This window comes from Methylobacterium mesophilicum SR1.6/6 (genome assembly GCF_000364445.2).
GTDB lineage: Bacteria > Pseudomonadota > Alphaproteobacteria > Rhizobiales > Beijerinckiaceae > Methylobacterium > Methylobacterium mesophilicum_A.
The window spans coordinates 1494506-1511843 of sequence record NZ_CP043538.1 but is presented as its reverse complement, the minus strand read 5'-3'; the positions used below and the strand labels follow the sequence as shown (position 1 = coordinate 1511843).

14 protein-coding genes are annotated in these 17338 nt (G+C 67.8%); 9 read left to right on the top strand and 5 right to left on the bottom strand.

The features are described from left to right. Positions 1-26: 26 nt before the first annotated feature. From mdcA to MMSR116_RS06960, 8 genes are all read left to right on the top strand, one after another. Complete coding sequence (gene mdcA / locus MMSR116_RS06995) at positions 27-1673, top strand: malonate decarboxylase subunit alpha (protein ID WP_010683456.1); 1647 nt, start codon at positions 27-29, stop codon at positions 1671-1673. A 234-nt stretch (positions 1674-1907) separates the two neighbouring features. After that, a complete protein-coding gene (mdcC, locus tag MMSR116_RS06990; RefSeq protein ID WP_010683455.1) occupies positions 1908-2216 on the top strand; it encodes a malonate decarboxylase acyl carrier protein in 309 nt (102 codons plus the stop codon). Positions 2217-2218: 2 nt separating this feature from the next. Continuing rightward, on the top strand, positions 2219-3148 hold the full coding sequence (locus tag MMSR116_RS06985; protein WP_010683454.1) for a biotin-independent malonate decarboxylase subunit beta: 930 nt from the start codon (positions 2219-2221) through the stop codon (positions 3146-3148). After that, on the top strand, positions 3135-3851 hold the full coding sequence (gene mdcE, locus MMSR116_RS06980; RefSeq protein ID WP_010683453.1) for a biotin-independent malonate decarboxylase subunit gamma: 717 nt from the start codon (positions 3135-3137) through the stop codon (positions 3849-3851). Before MMSR116_RS06985 ends, mdcE begins: the two co-directional genes overlap by 14 nt. Next, positions 3844-4503, top strand: a complete 660-nt coding sequence (gene mdcG / locus MMSR116_RS06975; protein ID WP_010683452.1) for a malonate decarboxylase holo-[acyl-carrier-protein] synthase — start codon at positions 3844-3846, stop codon at positions 4501-4503. The genes mdcE and mdcG overlap by 8 nt, the downstream gene beginning before the upstream one ends. Continuing rightward, entirely contained in the window at positions 4500-5426 is a 927-nt protein-coding gene (locus MMSR116_RS06970; RefSeq protein ID WP_039892864.1) for an acyltransferase domain-containing protein, read from the top strand. Before mdcG ends, MMSR116_RS06970 begins: the two co-directional genes overlap by 4 nt. Before the next feature lie 173 nt (positions 5427-5599). Next, the gene (gene gmd, locus MMSR116_RS06965; RefSeq protein ID WP_010683450.1) at positions 5600-6583 is read left to right on the top strand and encodes a GDP-mannose 4,6-dehydratase; all 984 of its coding nucleotides are present in this window, start codon (positions 5600-5602) and stop codon (positions 6581-6583) included. 69 nt (positions 6584-6652) lie between these two features. Continuing rightward, entirely contained in the window at positions 6653-8134 is a 1482-nt protein-coding gene (locus MMSR116_RS06960) for an aldehyde dehydrogenase (RefSeq protein WP_010683449.1), read from the top strand. Between the two features lie 89 nt (positions 8135-8223). Here the strand turns inward: MMSR116_RS06960 and MMSR116_RS06955 are convergent, their stop codons facing one another. From MMSR116_RS06955 to MMSR116_RS06945, 3 genes are all read right to left on the bottom strand, one after another. Further along, entirely contained in the window at positions 8224-9171 is a 948-nt protein-coding gene (locus tag MMSR116_RS06955) for a substrate-binding domain-containing protein (RefSeq protein ID WP_010683448.1), read from the bottom strand. Positions 9172-9209: 38 nt separating this feature from the next. Then, positions 9210-10919, bottom strand: a complete 1710-nt coding sequence (locus MMSR116_RS06950) for a HAMP domain-containing methyl-accepting chemotaxis protein (protein ID WP_010683447.1) — start codon at positions 10917-10919, stop codon at positions 9210-9212. A gap of 1153 nt (positions 10920-12072) precedes the next feature. Further along, a complete protein-coding gene (locus MMSR116_RS06945; RefSeq protein WP_010683445.1) occupies positions 12073-13233 on the bottom strand; it encodes a glycosyltransferase in 1161 nt (386 codons plus the stop codon). Positions 13234-13822: 589 nt separating this feature from the next. Here MMSR116_RS06945 and MMSR116_RS06940 point away from each other — a divergent pair. Continuing rightward, a complete protein-coding gene (locus MMSR116_RS06940) occupies positions 13823-14542 on the top strand; it encodes an HWE histidine kinase domain-containing protein (RefSeq protein ID WP_010683444.1) in 720 nt (239 codons plus the stop codon). Between the two features lie 9 nt (positions 14543-14551). On the opposite strand, the gene MMSR116_RS06935 is transcribed toward MMSR116_RS06940, so the two are convergent. Together MMSR116_RS06935 and pucL are read right to left on the bottom strand one after the other, a co-directional pair. Next, the gene (locus MMSR116_RS06935) at positions 14552-16036 is read right to left on the bottom strand and encodes a methyl-accepting chemotaxis protein (RefSeq protein ID WP_010683443.1); all 1485 of its coding nucleotides are present in this window, start codon (positions 16034-16036) and stop codon (positions 14552-14554) included. Positions 16037-16361: 325 nt separating this feature from the next. Then, the gene (gene pucL / locus MMSR116_RS06930; RefSeq protein ID WP_010683442.1) at positions 16362-17228 is read right to left on the bottom strand and encodes a factor-independent urate hydroxylase; all 867 of its coding nucleotides are present in this window, start codon (positions 17226-17228) and stop codon (positions 16362-16364) included. Positions 17229-17338: the final 110 nt, after the last annotated feature.

Below are 17338 nucleotides of genomic sequence, written 5' to 3'. Positions count from 1 at the left end.
TTCGGCACATCGACGAGGGCGCGCACATGGACGATTGGCGCGAGGAGAGGCAGGCGCGCGAAGCCCGGATCGCGGCTGGCCGCGCGCAGGCAGACGGCAAGGTCGTGCCGGCGGAGGCCGTCGTCGATCTGCTGGAGGCGATCCTGCGACCGGGCGATCGTGTTTGCCTCGAAGGGGACAATCAGAAGCAGGCGGATTGTCTCGCCCGGGCGCTGAGCGCCTGCGATCCCGAGAAGGTCCACGATCTGCACATGGTCCAGTCGGGGATCGTCCTCCCGGAGCATCTGGACGTCTTCGAGACCGGCATCGCCAAGAGGCTCGACTATTCCTATTCCGGTCCGCAGGGCGCCCGCATCGCCAAGATGCTCTACGGCGGCCAGATCGAGCTCGGGGCGGTGCACACCTACCTGGAGCTGTTCGCCCGCTACTTCGTTGATCTGACGCCCAACGTGGCGCTGATCGCGGGCGTCTCGGCCGACCGGGACGGCAATCTCTATACCGGGCCCAACACCGAGGACACGCCCACCGTCGTGGAGGCGACGGCCTTCAAGAACGGCGTGGTCGTCGCGCAGGTCAACGAGATCGTCGAGACAGTCCCGCGGGTCGACATCCCGGGCGATCGGATCGACTTCGTGGTGGAGGCCGACAAGCCGTTCTACGTCGAGCCGCTCTTCACCCGCGACCCGGCGGCCATGACGGAGACCCAGATCCTGATCGCCATGATGGCGATCAAGGGAATCTACGCCGAGTACGGCATCCGCCGCCTCAACCACGGCATCGGATTCGGGACGGCGGCGATCGAGCTTCTGCTGCCGACCTACGGCGAGAAGCTCGGGCTGAAGGGCAAGATCGCCACCCATTGGGCGCTGAACCCGCACCCGACCCTGATCCCCGCGATCGAGTCGGGCTGGGTCAAGCAGGTTCATTGCTTCGGGTCCGAGGTCGGCATGGACCGCTACATCCGCGAGCGGCCCGACATCTTCTTCACAGGTGCGGATGGGAGCCTTCGCTCGAACAGGGCCTTCTGCCAGACGGCCGGCCTCTATGCCTGCGACATGTTCATCGGCGCGACGCTGCAGATCGACCTGATGGGCCATTCCTCGACCATCACCCAGTCACGGGTCGCGGGCTTCGGAGGTGCCCCCAACATGGGCTCGGATCCGCACGGACGCCGCCATCCCTCGGACGCCTGGATGAAGGCGGGACGGGAGGGGCAGATCGTCGGCGACCCGGCGCTGATGCGCGGGCGCAAGCTGGTCGTCCAGCTCGTCGAGACCTTCGGCGACAAGCTGGTGCCCACCTTCGTGGAGAAGCTCGACGCGTTGGAACTCGCCCAGAAGATCGGGCTCGAGCTGGCGCCGGTGATGATCTACGCTGACGACGTGACCCACATCGTCACCGAGGAGGGCATCGCCAACCTCCTGCTCTGCCGCGACGCCGACGAGCGCGAGCAGGCGATCCGCGGCGTGGCGGGCTACACGGAGGTCGGCCGCGGCCGTGACCGGGCGAAGGTCGAGGCCTTGCGCGCCCGCGGCGTCATCCGGCGGCCGGAGGATCTCGGCATCGAGCCGCTCGACGCGGATCGGGCGCTCCTCGCCGCGAAGTCGATCAAGGATCTCGTGCACTGGTCCGGTGGGCTCTACGAGCCGCCGGCGAAGTTCCGGAACTGGTGAGCCGCGGCTGAACGCGATGTCGAGACCTTCGCCGTCTGAACCTGAACCCGAGGGCCCGGTCGACCTTCCGATCTCGCTCGTTGCGAAAGAGACTCCAAGCGCGACCTCATCCCGAGGTCCCGGAGCGCAGCGCAGCACCTCAGAATGAGGGTGTGCAATGGAAGCTCTGAGTCGGACAGGCTCTCTGTTGAGGCGTTCCGTATGGATCGCTGGATGCCCCACAAGGAACCGGCCATGGAAACCCTGACCTTCCGCCACACCACCACGAAGCCGCTGGCGGGCTCGGTGCCGAACGCGATCACCGGCGTGGTCGCCTCGGGCAACCTGGAGATCCTTCTGGAGCGGGTCCTGCCGGCGGATGCCTGCGAAGTCGCGATCGCGACGCCGATCTCCGGGTTCGGCGACGTCTGGGAAGCCGTGGTGGCGGATTTCGTCGCCCGGGCACAGCCGGGCGGCATCCGCATCAGCATCAACGACGGCGGCGCGCGCCCCGACACCGTATCGCTGCGCCTGCTTCAGGGCGCCCGGCTGATGGAGGCCTGATCATGGCGGGTGACCGCGCCGCGCGCGTCGATCCGGATGCCCTGAGCTGGTACGAGGCCACGGCGCGCCAGCGCGTGGCGGCCCTCGTCGATCCGGGCAGCTTCCACGAGTTTCTCGGCCCGACCGAGCGGCGCATGAGCCCGCACCTGCCGCTGTTCGATCTCCCCCGCGCTTTCGACGACGGCATCGTGGTGGGCCGCGCAGCGCTCGACGGCAGCCCGGTGCTGATCGCCGCGCAGGAGGGCCGCTTCATGGGCGGCGCCTTCGGCGAGGTGCACGGGGGCAAGATCGTCGGTCTGCTCAGGGCCGCCCTCGACGTGAAGCCGATGGCGGTGCTGATCCTGTTCGACACCGGCGGCGTGCGCCTCCAGGAGGCCAATGCCGGCGAGACCGCCATCGCCGAGACGATGCGGGCCATCGTGGACGTCCGCGCCGCCGGGATCCCCGTCATCGGGCTGATCGGCGGGCGTGCCGGCTGCTACGGAGGCGGTGGCCTCATCGCCGGAACCTGCTCGCGGCTGGCGGTGTCCGAGGGTGGCCGCATCTCGGTTTCCGGTCCGGAGGTGATCGAGACCAACAAGGGCGCGGAGGAATTCGATTCCCGCGACCGGGCGCTCGTCTGGCGCACCATGGGCGGCAAGCACCGCAGGCTCATCGGCGGCGCCGACGCCTTCTGCGCCGACACGGTCGCGGAATTCCGGCGGGCAGCCCTCGACCTCCTCGGCCGGGCGCCGGCCTTCGACCTTGAAACCCTGGAGGCCGAGCAGGCGCGCCTCGAGGCCCGGATCGCCCGCTTCGGCGATTGCCGGGATGCCACGGATGTCTGGGCGCGGCTCGGCGTCAACGATCCCGAGCGGGTGCCGGCGATGGACGCGGAGGCCTTCGTCGAGACCGTCCGCCGGATCAGGGAGGCCGACCATGACGCTCGATGAGATCCTCGCGTCCCTTTTCCCGGGCGGACATGACGTCGCCGTGCGCGACGGGCTTGTGACCGGCAGCGGCCCCTTCGCGGGTGGCAGGATCCACGTGGTGGGCATCGATGGCGACACGCCGCTGGGCGTCGACGGCGCTCTGGTCCTGTCGCGGGCGGTGCTCGACGCGGTGCGGGCGGGCGACCGGGCGCCGATCCTTGTCGTGGTCGATTCCGACAGCCAGCGCATGAGCCGGCGCGACGAGCTGCTGGGCCTGAACGAGTGCCTCGCGCACCTCGCCAAGACGGTGCTGCTGGCCGACCGCTCGGGGCATCCGACGATCGGGCTGATCTACGGCCATTCGGCTGCGGGAGCGTTCATCGCCACCGCGCTCGCGACCCGCGTGCTGGCGGCGCTGCCCGGCGCCAATCCGAGCGTGATGGACCTGCTGTCGGTGGCCCGCGTCACCAAGCTTCCGCTTGAGAAGCTCCAGGACATGGCGAAGTCGACGCCGGTCTTCGCCCCCGGCATCGACAACATGGTGGCGACCGGTGCGGTCCACGCGGTCCTGGATCCCGGCACGCCGCTGGATGGCCAGATCCGCGCTCTGATCGACGCGATGCCGTCGGACGACGTGCGGGACCGTCTCGGCGAGGCGCGCGGCGGCCGGCCGGTCGCCCGCTCCGTGGCTGAAGCCGTCGGCGATCAGGCGCGCCTTGGCTGAGCCCTACAGGCGCCACGACCTCGTCCGGGCCGATCCGGCAGCCTGGGCGGCCTTGCTCGACGCGCGGCCGGATCTCGTCGCTGTCCCGCATCTGCGAGGCTGGGCCGAGGCGGGGCGGCCCTTCGTCGTGCGCCGCCGGGTTCCGGGAGAGGACGCCGGGGCCGTCCCCCTCGGATTGCCCTTGCCACCCGCCGACGGCAAGCGGAGGATCGGGCTGGCGCTGCCTGAGGAAGCCCTGACGGCGCTATCCCCGATGAGCCTGATCGACGTCGCCGGCGATGCCCCCGCGGCCTGGCGCCCGGCCATCCGGGATCTCGTGGCGATCGGGGCCGGGCACGGGATCGTGCCGCGGTCCTTCGGCGGCCTCCTGTGGCAGGCGGTCACCGGCCTGACCTACCTGACCGCCACCTCCGATCTCGACCTGCTCTGGCCGTGTCGCGAGGCCGTCCCGACGGGCCTGCTGACGCAGATCCGCACCATCGCGGACGTGGCGCCCATGCGCATCGACGGGGAGATCCTGCTTCCGGACGGGTTCGGCCTGCACTGGCGGGAGCTGCTCGAAGCCCCGGCCGGCGGCTCCGTGCTCGCAAAGAGCGTGGACGCGCTGGCGCTCCGGCCGGTCGATGCGCTGCGCGTTCCGGTGGCGGCATGACCGTCGCCCTGCTCCTCTCCGGCCAGGGCGGCCAGCACCCGGGGATGTTCGATCTCACAGCCGACGATCCGGCGGCGCAGCCGATCTTCGCGGCCGCCAAGACCCATCTCGACGGCACCGATCCCCGCGACCTCGCGCGGGCCGGCGACGACCGCCTGCACGCCAATCGCGCGGGCCAGATCCTGTGCTGCACCGCCGCGCTCGCCGCGTGGCGCACCCTCGGCCCGGCGCAGCCGGATCGCGCCATCGTGGCCGGCTACAGCGTCGGCGACCTCGCGGCCTGGGGCGTCGCCGGACGGCTCGATCAGGCGGACGTCCTGGCCCTCGCCGCGCGGCGCGCGGAGGCCATGGATGCCGCCTCCGGGGCCGGATTCGGGCTGGCGGGAATCCGCGGGCTGGCACTGGACACACTGGCTAATCTCGCCGCGCGGCACGGCTGCCACCTCGCGATCCGCAATGCGGCCGACAGCGGCGTCGTCGGCGGGCCGCGCGACGCCCTCGATGCCCTGTGCGTCGAGGCGAGCGGGTCCGGAGCGCAGCGGGCCGTGGTCCTGCCGGTCCACACGCCCTCCCATACGCCGCTCCTCGCAGCCGCCACGGCGGCGTTCCGGGACGCGCTCGCGCAGGCGACGCTGCGGCGACCGGCACCCGCGTCTCCCCGCCTGGTCAGCGGTCTCGACGGCGCGACCGTGTTCCGGGTCCCCGAGGGTCTCGAGAAGCTCGCCCTGCAGATCTCGCGGCCGATCGACTGGGCCGCCTGCCTGGATACCTGCCGCGAATACGGTGCCGACCGCGTCCTGGAACTGGGCCCCGGCCACGCGCTCGCGACCATGGCCCGGACCGCGATGCCGGATGCCCGGATTCACGCGCTGGATGAGTTCCGGTCGCTCGCGGGCGTCATCGACTGGCTCGGCAAGCGGTGAGCCGACCGGCCGACGCGCCGGGACGTCCGATGCGCCCACGCAGAGCTCAGCCCCCGGTCGATAGCCCGACCGGACTTCACACCGCAGCGGAAAGGACCGATGTCGTGGCCTTGCCTTGACGGAGATGCCGTCACGGTCGTAGCAGCCGGGCACAATCGGAACAGGACGGATACATGACGGCCAAGCGAGCGCTGATCACCGGGGTGACGGGCCAGGACGGCGCGTATCTGGCGCAGCTGCTGCTGGAGAAGGGCTACGCGGTCACCGGAATCGTGCGCCGCTCCAGCCATGCCGGCGTCTTCGACCACCGGTTGAAGTGGCTCGGCATCCTCGACGAGGTCGAGCTGGTCGACGGCAACCTGCTCGACCTGTCGGCGCTGATGCGCATCGTCCAGGCCGCCAAGCCCGACGAGATCTACAACCTCGCCGCCCAGTCGTTCGTGACCTCATCCTGGCAGCAGCCGCTGCTCACCGGGCAGGTCACGGGCCTCGGCGCCGTACACATGCTCGAATGCCTGCGCTCGGTGGCGCCCAGCGCGCGTTATTATCAGGCCTCGACCTCGGAGATGTTCGGCCTGATCCAGGAGGAGCGCCAGAGCGAGTCGACGCCGTTCTACCCGCGCTCGCCCTACGGCGTGGCCAAGCTCTACGCCCACTGGATGACGATCAACTACCGCGAGAGCTTCAACCTGCACGCCTCGAACGGCATCCTGTTCAACCACGAGAGTCCGCTGCGGGGCGTCGAGTTCGTCACCCGCAAGGTCACGGACGCGGTGGCGCGGATCAAGCTCGGCAAGCAGAAGGAGCTGCGGCTGGGCAACATCGACGCCAAGCGCGACTGGGGCCACGCCCGTGACTATGTGCAGGCGATGTGGCTGATGCTGCAGCAGGACCGGCCCGACGACTACGTGATCGCCACCGGCCGCACCACCACCGTACGGGACATGTGCGCGATCGCGTTCAAGCATGTCGGCCTGAACATCGACGACCACCTCGTCATCGACCCGGCCCTGTTCCGTCCGGCCGAGGTCGAGGTGCTGTTGGGCAACCCCGCCAAGGCGAAGGCGACCTTCGGCTGGGAGGCGGGGACGAGCCTGGAGGCGCTGATCACCGAGATGGTCGACGCCGACATCCGCCGCCTCAGCGCCAACGCCTGAGCCGGTCGGGCTCGCCGCCGCCCAGGTCCCGGTCCATATGGCGCGCATCCCGTCTCGGAGATGCGCGCCGTGAAGACCTATCAGCTCTACATCGATGGCCAGCACGTCGACCCGGTCGAGGGCGCGTGGTTCGAGTCGATCGATCCCTACCGCGGCGAGCCCTGGGCCCGGATCCCCCGGGCCTCCCGCGGCGATGTCGACCGGGCCGTGGCCGCCGCCAAGCGCGCGATGTGGGAGGGCCCCTGGGCCATCATGACGGCCTCCGCGCGCGGCAAGGTGCTCCGCCGGATCGGCGATCTCGTGGAGCGCGAGGCCAAGGCGCTGGCCGAGGTCGAGGTGCGCGACAACGGCAAGCTCTTCGCCGAGGTGTACGGCCAGACCCGCTATCAGCCGGAATGGTGGTGGTACTACGCGGGCCTCGCCGACAAGGTCGAGGGCGCCCAGGTGCCGATCGACAAGCCCGAGACCTTCGCGTTCACCCGGCACGAGCCGGTGGGCGTCGTCGGGGCGCTGACCGCCTGGAACTCGCCGCTGCTGTTCGTGGCCTGGAAGTGCGCGCCGGCTCTGGCGGCCGGCTGCGCGGTCGTCGTGAAACCCTCCGAATTCGCCTCCGCCAGCACCCTCGAATTCGCCCGGCTGACCAAGGAGGCCGGCCTGCCGGACGGGATGTTCAACGTCGTCACCGGCTTCGGCGGGGAGGCCGGCACGGCCATCGTGGAGCATCCGGACGTGGCCAAGATCACCTTCACGGGCTCTGACGTCACGGGGGCGAAGGTCTACGAGGCGGCCGCGCGCCAGATCAAGCGTGTGTCGCTGGAACTCGGCGGCAAGTCGCCCAACATCGTCTTCGCCGACGCCGACCTGAAGGCGGCCGCGGCGGGCGCGATCTCCGGCATCTTCGCCGCCACGGGCCAGACCTGCATCGCCGGATCGCGGCTGCTGGTGCAGAACAGCATCCGCGAGGCCTTCGTCGAGCGGTTGGTGGATCTCGCCCGTACCGCCAAGCTGGGCGACCCGATGCAGGCCGATACCAATATCGGGCCGATCACCACGCCGCCCCAATACACCAAGGTGCTCGACTATATCGCGCTCGCCAAGAGCGAGGGAGCGCGCTGCGTCTTCGGCGGCAACCCGGCCTCCGGTCCCGGCGTGATCGGCGGCCAGTTCGTGGAGCCGACGATCTTCACCGGCGTGACCAACGACATGCGCATCGCCCAGGAGGAGGTGTTCGGCCCGGTCCTGTCGATCATCGGCTTCGAGGACGAGGCGGAGGCGCTGCGGATCGGCAACGACGTCATCTACGGCCTCGCGGCCGGCGTCTGGACACAGGATATCGGTCGCGCGATGCGGATGTCGAAAGGATTGCGGGCCGGCACCGTCTGGGTGAACACCTATCGGGCCGTAAGCTACATGATGCCGTTCGGCGGCATGAAGCGTTCCGGAATCGGCCGCGAGAGCGGCATCGAGTCGATCCGCGAATTCCTGGAGACCAAGAGCGTCTGGATCTCGACCAGCCGCGACGCGCCGGAGAACCCGTTCGTGATGCGCTGAGCGAGACCGCTGCAGCCCACAGCGGTCCTCGTCAGCCGGCTTGCCGGCGGGGTGACCGCGCGCGCTGCCCCTTCGGCGGATCAGGACGGCTACTTGGCGAAGTGGGTGGTCGACATGCGGTCGGTGATCAGTTCGACCGGCATCCAGTCGATGAGCCGGACTGGTTCGTGCCGCATCATCGCCAGGGCGATGTCGACCGCGCGCCGGCCCTGCAGGGCCGCGTCCTGGTAGACCGTCACGGCGAGGCGCTTGCGCTGCATGGCGGTGAGGCCGTCCGCGGACGCGTCGACGCCGCCGATGAGGATGCGGCCGGGAGGTATACCCGCAGCCTCCACGGCGTCGGCGGCACCGAGCGCCATCGCGTCGTTGGCGGTCGCGATGGCGTCGATCCCGATGTTGCCAGCGAGCCATCCGGCGACGAGGGTACGGGCCTTGCCGCGATCCCCGTCGGCCGCGTCTTCGGCGACCAGCCGGAGGCCTGCGAATCCGGCCAGCACGTCCTTGATCCCCTGCATGCGCAGCGCCGCGCCCGCATGCGCGGGATTGCCCGCGATGAGGGCGAGCCGTCCCGTCCCGTTCAGCATCTGGGCCAGCTTGCGCATCTGAAGACGCCCGGCGACGAGATCGTGCGGCCGCACGGAAGCGATCCGTCCTAAGGGCCACGGGTCCGGCGGGCCGTCGTCCAGGAACACCAGCGGGATGTCGGCCTCCCGCGCGAGGCGGGTGAGGGTGGGACGCACCGAGGTCTCCACCGGCGTGATCAGCAGCGCGTCGACCTTCACGGCGATCAATTGCCGAACCTGCGCGACCTGCTGCGCGCCGGCGCCGTCCGGCGCGTGAGCATACGCCACGGCCACATCGTGCGCTTTCGCCTGCTCGGCGATACCCTCCAGCAAGGTCCGCGTGGCAGCTGCAGGCGGGGGCATGGCGATACCGATGGTGGCGGAGAGCGCCGGCATCATCCCGCAGGCCAGGCTGAGCAGGGCGGCCATCAGCGCGACCATCGCCCGCGGCCCCTCGCGGCGGTCCTGTCCCATCCGGCCCATCCCTGCCTGATTGTACGACACGGCGCCTCTCACGCGGCCTGAACACTCTGGAGGATGCGCGCCGATTCCGCGCTCAGCCGATCAGCGTCGCCCACGAGGGCACCTGCCGCCGCACGGAGGGCGTTCGCGGTCGCATCGAACTGCTCGGCCGCGCCGGCATCGTCGGCGATGCGAGCGCTCACCGAGCCGGCATTCCGGGCGGCCTGCTGGAGGGTTTGGACGATCTCCCGCGCCGCCGTACCTTGCCCGTCGAGACCAGCGGCGATCGTCGAGACGGCCCGGCTCATGTCCTCGATCCGGGTGGTAACGGAAGCGATCGCCGCCACCGCATCCGTCGTGGCGCCTTGGATCACCGTCACGTGCCGCCCGATATCCTCCGTCGCCTGCCTGGTCTGACCGGCCAGCGCCTTCACCTCGGCCGCGACCACCGCGAAGCCCCGGCCAGCCTCACCGGCGCGGGCCGCCTCGATCGCGGCGTTGAGGGCCAGAAGATTGGTCTGAGCGGCGATCTTCGCGATGATCCGGACCACGTCGCCGATCCGATCGGCCGCACCGGTCAAAGCGCGGACGAGGGCCGTCGTCCGTTCCGCGTCATTGGTGGCGCCGCTCGCCAGTGCGGTCGTCGATCCGGCTTGGCGGCCGACCTCGTCCATCGACGTGCCGAACCCTCTGGCGAGGGCAGAAGCCACGCGGATCTGGGATTGCGCCTCCTCCACCATCGCCGCTACCTCGGTCGAGCGATCCGCGCGCGCCGCGGCGATCCGGCTCAGGAGATCCGCCCGTCCGCGCAATTCGCCGACCCGCGCCGTCACCGAAGCCACGACGCCGCCCATTGCCGACGTGAAATCCGCCTCCGGCGCGCGTGGCGGGGAGTGCCGCTCGTGCTCGGCGGCGGCGCGGACCTCCGAGGGCTCCTGCTCGGGCACGCGGCCGGCGACCGAAAGGGGATCGGAGGCTCGCAGCGCGGTCGCCGAGCATGCCGGCGCATCGCCACTCTCCGCCGCCGCAACCGGAGTGCCGGGCGCGGCTTCGGCCTGCCGGTGCGGGACGCGTTTCCGCGCGTGGAAAACCGCCGGGACATGGTGGAGGCTGAACCAGACGGTCGCGAGCGCCAGCGCACCCGCGAAGGCTGCGGCTGCGACGTGCTCCATCGGAACCGTGTCGGCTGCGGCATCGACACCGGCGGCCTGCGTCAGGGTTCTGGCCTGCCGATGGGCCAGCACGGCGTCGACCGCTTGCGCGAGCGCCTTCGCATCGTCCTGTGACGGCGTCACAAGGACCGTTTCAGCCAAGTCCCATTCACCGGCCCGGTCCAGGGCTGCCGCTTCAGCGCTCACCGCCAGGACATGCTGCCATGTCTCCCAGAGCCGTTCCGCGAGTCGGCGCTCCTCCGGATCGACGACCGTCCGCGCGTAGGAGATCCAGGCAGCCTCGAACGCCTGACCGATCGCGATGGCTTGGTTTCGATGCCGCCGCCGCGCTGCTTCCGGAGAGGCGTGATGCGTGAGCAAGTCGATCGCGCGCAGCTCATAAGTAAATTGTTTCAAAGCGCCTAGCGTCGTCAGCACCCGAATTTCTTCGGCAATCGAGCCAGGCACCTTTCGGATCTTATCAGTCCCGAAGAATGGATATGTGCCAATTCTTATTGAAAGACACGTCAGTAACAAAATCAAAGGTACTATCAATATGTGATATATAACAAAAGATCTTCGCGGATAATCGTTCATTGCGGACAGCATAAAACTTAATTCCAAACATTCTGTCGCATTCGCCTATTGCGTTCGAAAGATGGAATCAAGTTTTAGACGAATACAACAGTCGTATTATAAAATATCGCTTGGATATGAATTCAATCTGAGATCTTCGAACATATCCTTCGTCAAGAAAGCTTTTCACCGGCGAATCTGTGCGTGCATCACTTGTGTCGTCGGCGCAGCTGGTGCTCGACGCGACCGCTGCGGATCATCCGGAGCGGGACGAGCCTGTGCGGAGGGGGCATCTCCAAAGGATGCTCCCTGTTCGGCGGAGATCCCACCGAAACGTAGGCCGGAGGCACCCGCGCGGATCGGTCAGGCGCCCGCAGGTCTCGCCGCCGTCCGTTCGTTCACGGAGCGGCGCGTATCAACACGCGCAGAAACGATGCCGGGCCTAAGCCCCGGTCCGCCGGCGCGACGAGCGTCAGAGCGGCCGCGTCTGCCGCTCCTTCATCCACAACAAGCCGGCGATCCCCATCCACGGGCATACGAACACGATGAACGCGAGCAGTCCCACGTCCGACCTCCCGATCGAGCAGCGCAGACCTCAGGAAACGTCGGCGGCGTTTGCCGGATCCCGCTCGTGCTCCACGGCTCGAGCCTGACGGGCCATGGCGATCAATTCGGATGCTGTCAGGCCGCGTGATGGAAGCATCTCTTCCCGATCGGCCTCCCTCGGTATCCGCGGCGCCGGAGGCAGCGCCGCCTTGGTCCATCCGGGCCAGAGCCGCTTCAGCCGTTCCGCCTTCCGTACCGCACGTTCGCCCACGCAGACGCCTCCCGCACATCACCTGCGGCACGGGTAGGCGAGAGCCGAGGCGCCGGTAAGTCGCGGAGGGGCACAGCTCCGATTCTGACCCGGCGCCAGCGGTATGCACCCGCCCCTGGGCAGAGCCGGCGACTGCCCTAGCGCTACGCTTGTTGGTTGTTCAGCGCGTGCTTCCGGCGGGAGGAGGGCTGGCGAGTCCTGTCCGGCTTAATGCCCTTGGTGCAGCCGCAAGCGATCCCGCTGCGCATTCAGGGCGAGTGCTGCTGAATAACCCTTCGGGCCGAAGCTTCGGCAATGGGCGTGATCGGCGAGGATCGATCGCGCCACCGCTGGGAGCGTATACGGTCGCCGTGGTTCTCCCGCGCGTTTCTAAAGTCGCCAGGTGGGCGCAAACTCCACGTTGTACGACGACTGATCGGCACCCCAGACGGGATCCACCATCTTGCCGAGCGCTTCCTCGGCAAGCCTGGAAATGCGCGGACGATGCTCCGCGGGAGTCTCCGGATGGCCCAGGATCGTCAGACACGCGTTCATGCACGCCCGATACTGACCAGTACAGAAGGCGTTGACGGAATATTCGTCCAGCAAGCCATAGTTATAGATCCACGGCTGCAGAAATAGAGCATCACGCGGCATACGTGGCGGAAGACCAGCCTCGGCATAGTGAAGGCCTTTCACGTAGTCGCGATGTTCTCTGCAGTAACGGCTGGCCCCGTGCCGGGCCTCCGCCCGCTCGGGACAGATCGCTATGGCCCGATCATACACGTCGAGGACCGCGCTGGCAGGCTCGTTCAGGCTGTCCATCAGATAGGCGGCGCTGAGGAGACTTATGTAAATCTCCTCGTGCCAAAAACCGAGTTCGGCCCGCTTCAGATAATATTCGAGCGCCTTTCGGCGATCGCCGATATCGCGGTAACTTTGTGCGAGGTAGAACGTATAGCGGGCGATCAAGAACGGGTCCTGCTCGGTCGCCAGCGCTTTCTCAAGGACATCGACATCGCGCCGGTAAGTGCCGCGATCAAGATGGCGCGCGCCGTCCTCTCCCCGACGCATGGCGAGCGGCAGCACCGGAAGGGGGCCAGCCTCGTCGCACGTGAGGAATTCGTGAAGGACGCCGCGGTATTGCCAGTTGAACGCGTTACTGACCAGCTGCGGGCGCGTATACTTCGTAAAACTATCCAAGATGGTGACCGCGTAGCCGGGCATATCGAGCTGCGGCAGCGCGAAATCCGGCGGGATGATCAATTCGTCATCCGCGTCAATGATCAACGTATAGTCGGCGTGCGGGCGCGCCAGCGCCAGCGCCTCGCTGCGATTGGTCGCGAAATCGACCCAGGGTCGACTCAGGACGTCCCCCGGCACGTCCGACATCGCCGCGCGGATCACATCTTCGGTCCCGTCGGTTGATCCCGTGTCGACGATCACCCAATGATCAATGACTGGCCGAACCGAATCGAGGCATCGACGAATAACGTGTGCCTCGTTCTTGACAATCATCGAGAGACAGACGGTTTGTTCGGAATAATTCATCTGAGTTCGACGTCGCTAAACGGTCTGAAGAGTGATAATATAACTTCGTTCAGCGTTTTACTCTCTCGATTGGACGAAAGCAAAGCTAATTTTTGCGCATCTAAGGCGAACAATCGAATCGTATGTACTCGATTTCTATAAAGATAGCCGACTATCGACAGACTTAAGTGGCGTTTGTTGTCACAATAAATCAGTATCACGCCAAGCTAAAATTTTAACGCTGTCATCACATGATGTCCACGCGTGATTGCGGGTTGGATCAGTTGAGGGCGCGGGAGCGAGCCTGTGTCTGCCTGCGAACGAAACTCCATTTCCCAGGTTTGCCGGAAGGGGACCGCGACCCGAGCACCCGTCCTCGACCGCGGAGGCGCGTCATGCCCGCCCCGGCGTGAACCGGGTTCCCGGCCACGCGAGCGATCCGCTGCGGGCGGAGCGGCTGCTGTGCGACCGCGGGCCTCCGGAACGCTCGCGCAACGGGGCGGGATCGCGCAGTTGACCGAGATTTTTCGACACGTGATGCTTCCGCACGGAAACACCCGACTTCCGAGCCGCACACAACCTGAAAACGCTTCGCGCGGAGAAGCCCGGCATGGCAGAGTCTCAAGAGATCGAGGTTCGCCTCGTGCAGCTCGAGGCGGACAATACGCGCCTGCGTCGTCTTCTGGACGAGGCCGGCGCGCCCGACGGGCTTCGCCACGGGTTGCGCGACACCATGGCCATGCTCCGGGCGGTGCTGCGCCTCTCGGCCGAGACCGCCGACACCGTCGACAGTTACGCGACGCACCTTGAGGGCCGGCTCGACGCCATCACGCGGGTTCGGGTGACGGCCGACACCTTCGGCGAGGTCAACCTGCACACCCTGATCTCGGACGAATTGATGATCCATCTCATCCGCGAGGGCGAGCAGGCGGAGCTGTCCGGGCCGCCGGTCCGCCTCCGGCCGAAGGCGGCGCAGCTTGTAGCTCTCGCGATCCACGAACTGTCGAGCAACGCCATCGAGCATGGGGTTTTGGGGCTCGCCGCGGGTGACGTCGCCGTGGGCTGGTCCGTCGACACCGACGCCGGCCACGGGGCGGGCGATCTGACGCTGACCTGGAAGGAGACGGGCGGCGCGGGTGTCGTGCCTCCGGCACGGCACGGTTTCGGCATGCAGGTCCTCAAGGAGATGCTGAGCTACGAACTCGGCGCCCGCGTGGCCCTGGCCTTCGAGCCCGACGGCCTCCGCTGCACCTGCCGCTTTCCGCTGACGCCGCGCGTGGGGCGCGTGGTCGAGGAGAGCGGCGCCGACGAGAACGGTGACGGCGCCTGAGCCGCGGCGCTACGCCAGGGCGCGAGAGGCTTCGCGCACCTGCCGCGTCGCGCAGTCGACCCGCAGGCTTGCCTGCGCGATGGTCTCCATGCCGGCCGAAATCGCGGTGACGCCCTGGGACGCCGCCTGCATGCTGCCGGACATCTCGCGGGTCACCGCCGACTGCTCCTCCACAGCCGCCGCGATGGTGGACGACACCGCGTTCAACGTGCCGATCGTCCCCTGAATGGCGCCGATCGCCTCGACCGCCTCCCGGGTCGCCGTCTGGGTCGCCGCGATCTGCCCGCGGATCTGGTCCGTCGCCCGACCCGTCTGCTCAGCCAGAGTCTTGACCTCGCTGGCGACCACCGCGAAGCCGCGTCCCGCCTCGCCGGCGCGGGCGGCCTCGATCGTGGCGTTCAGCGCCAGCAGGTTCGTCTGGGCCGCGATACCGGAGATCAGCCCGACCACGTCGCCAATCTGCGTCGCCTGCTCGCTGAGGCCGGCGACGATGCACCCCGTGCGCTGCGCCTGCTCGACGGCCTGACCGGCGATCCCCGCCGCGTGACTCACCTGCTGGCTGATCTCACTGACGGAGTACGACAGCTGCTCAGCGCCGGAAGCGACGGACTGGATCTCGTTCGAGACCCGCCCCACCGTCTCGGCGGCCTGACCGGTCTGGCGCGTCACGTCCGCGACGGCGTCACCGATGGCGTCGAGGTCGTTGCCGATGGTCCGTTGCGTCTCGGCCCGACGCTGCCGCTCGGCGACCTGAGCGGTGATGTCGGTGGCGAACTTCACGACCCGTATCGGGCGGCCGTCGGCGTCGGTGATCGGATTGTAGGTGGCCTGGATCCAGACTTCTCGACCGCCCTTGCCGGTGCGCCTGTACTCGCCGGACTGGTACTCGCCGCGCGCGAGTGCGGCCCAGAACGCACGATAGGGCTCGCTCGTCCGTTCGACTTCGCTGACGAACACACTGTGATGGCGGCCGACGATCTCGTCGAGGCGGTACCCGACCGCACCGAGGAAATTCGCATTGGCACTCAGGACCGTTCCATCGAGCGCGAAGGCGATCACCGCCTGCGAGCGGTGCAGCGCGGTGATCTGCCCTTCGAGATCGAGCGAGCGCAGCTTGTGCGCCGTGATGTCGGTGGCGAACTTGACGATCTTGACCGGTCTGCCCGCCCCGTCGAGAACCGGGTTGTAGGTGGCCTGGATCCAGACTTCCCGCCCACCCTTGGCGATGCGCCTGTACTCGGCCGTCTGGAACTCGCCGTGCCGGAGCTGCTCCCAGAAGCGCCGGTACGCCTCGCTCTCCCGATCGGCCGGGTTTACGAAGAGAGTGTGATGACGGCCGCGGATCTCGTCCAGCGTGTAGCCCATCGCGGCCAGGAAGTTGCTGTTCGCGTCCAGAATTGTGCCGTCCAGAGCGAATTCAATCGTAGCGAGAGAACGGCTCAATGCCGCTAGCTTGGCGTGCTGGTCCTTGCGATTCTTCAGGCGCGAAAACACGGCGTCCTCCAATATTTTAGCGCCCGGCCTAACACAGCGGCAGGCTTTTGAGATCCCGTCAGATCTTCGGCTTCTTGCCGATCACGACATAGATCAGTTTCTGGTTCAGCGTATATGGCCGAAAAACTTGAGACCAGAGATAGCCGCTCGGCCTTGAACATCGGTTAAAACAGTCGCCCTCATCTCGGGCAACCGGTCAAAACTCCGCGAACAAGGCTGAGGCAAAGGGCGGAAACTCACCCGGAGATTGCAGCAACTTAGCGTAAGTTACGGGATCCGGCTCACCGTGAGTTGTGGTCCGGCGAAAAGCTGAGGCGATCTGTCCTCATCCTGACAGAGCGGTCCCTGTCTCAAGATCCCGGCGGATCGTGGCCTCGATCAGACCGCAGGGCTCGTCGGTCGGCAGGAAGACGGTGCCGGGGTTATCGAGCCCGAAGGCCCGCAGGTCCAAGGGCAGATAATGCTTGTTCGGCATCACGAACGAGATCTCCGCCAGTTCGGAGATCGTGTCGAGCGCCGATACGCCCATCCTGTACATGCTGTCCTGAACGCTGCGGCTGTAGGTGGTGGCGAACGTCGACAGCAGACTTTCCAGGATGCGCGCGTTGGCGACCGCGTAGTCGGACGGCGGCCGCGACCAAGTCCACGTGGCATCCATGCTGGTCGCCGCGATGCGGTCGTGCGTGTCCGGCAGCGTGCGGTAGCCATCATCGACGAAATCCGCCCATCCCGACCGCGTGGTCTTCATCAAGGTGTAGCCACGCAGCCCCGAGCGCACGGTCGAGCCGGCGCGACTGGCGGAGAGCGCCACGAACCCGAAGCCGTTGCCGTCGCGCGTGAAGGTGTGCCCGTGCGGCGCGCCGTCGACGCCGTGGCGCAGCCAGCGCGTCTCCTCGGCCTCGATGGTGACGGTCTGGACCTGCGGATAGGTTTCGAGCAGCACCTGCGCCACGGCGGCCGCGAAACCTTCCGCGTCGGCCGCGACGTTCCGGGCCGCGGTGACGTTGACGATGTTCTTCACGCTGTCGGTGGCGATGCACGCCCGGTTGTCGCCCGCGGTCCAGGCCGCGTCGAAGCCGCCGGTCATCATCACGGTGAGCGTCAGCTCGCGGGGGACATGGTGATCGCCGTCGCGGGTCAGGCGCATGATCCGGACGCGTTCCTTGCCGTAGCGCGATGCGGTCAGACGCATAGAGGTCTCCGATGGGCGCCACCGACGGCGCGGCGGCTGAGCTTAGGTCGTGAGCGGCCGCGGTTCCAAGGCCGCTCGGGACAGCCCTGTCGGGACAAGCCGGTCAGGAC

Bases quoted from the DNA above. Each gene is read 5' to 3' on its own strand.
- mdcA (WP_010683456.1), top strand. From the start codon at position 27: ATGGACGATTGGCGCGAGGAGAGGCAGGCGCGCGAAGCCCGGATCGCG.
- mdcC (WP_010683455.1), top strand. From the start codon at position 1,908: ATGGAAACCCTGACCTTCCGCCACACCACCACGAAGCCGCTGGCGGGC.
- MMSR116_RS06985 (WP_010683454.1), top strand. From the start codon at position 2,219: ATGGCGGGTGACCGCGCCGCGCGCGTCGATCCGGATGCCCTGAGCTGG.
- mdcE (WP_010683453.1), top strand. From the start codon at position 3,135: ATGACGCTCGATGAGATCCTCGCGTCCCTTTTCCCGGGCGGACATGAC.
- MMSR116_RS06970 (WP_039892864.1), top strand. From the start codon at position 4,500: ATGACCGTCGCCCTGCTCCTCTCCGGCCAGGGCGGCCAGCACCCGGGG.
- gmd (WP_010683450.1), top strand. From the start codon at position 5,600: ATGACGGCCAAGCGAGCGCTGATCACCGGGGTGACGGGCCAGGACGGC.
- MMSR116_RS06955 (WP_010683448.1), bottom strand. From the start codon at position 9,171: ATGGGACAGGACCGCCGCGAGGGGCCGCGGGCGATGGTCGCGCTGATG.
- MMSR116_RS06950 (WP_010683447.1), bottom strand. From the start codon at position 10,919: ATGCTGTCCGCAATGAACGATTATCCGCGAAGATCTTTTGTTATATAT.
- MMSR116_RS06945 (WP_010683445.1), bottom strand. From the start codon at position 13,233: ATGAATTATTCCGAACAAACCGTCTGTCTCTCGATGATTGTCAAGAAC.
- MMSR116_RS06940 (WP_010683444.1), top strand. From the start codon at position 13,823: ATGGCAGAGTCTCAAGAGATCGAGGTTCGCCTCGTGCAGCTCGAGGCG.
- pucL (WP_010683442.1), bottom strand. From the start codon at position 17,228: ATGCGTCTGACCGCATCGCGCTACGGCAAGGAACGCGTCCGGATCATG.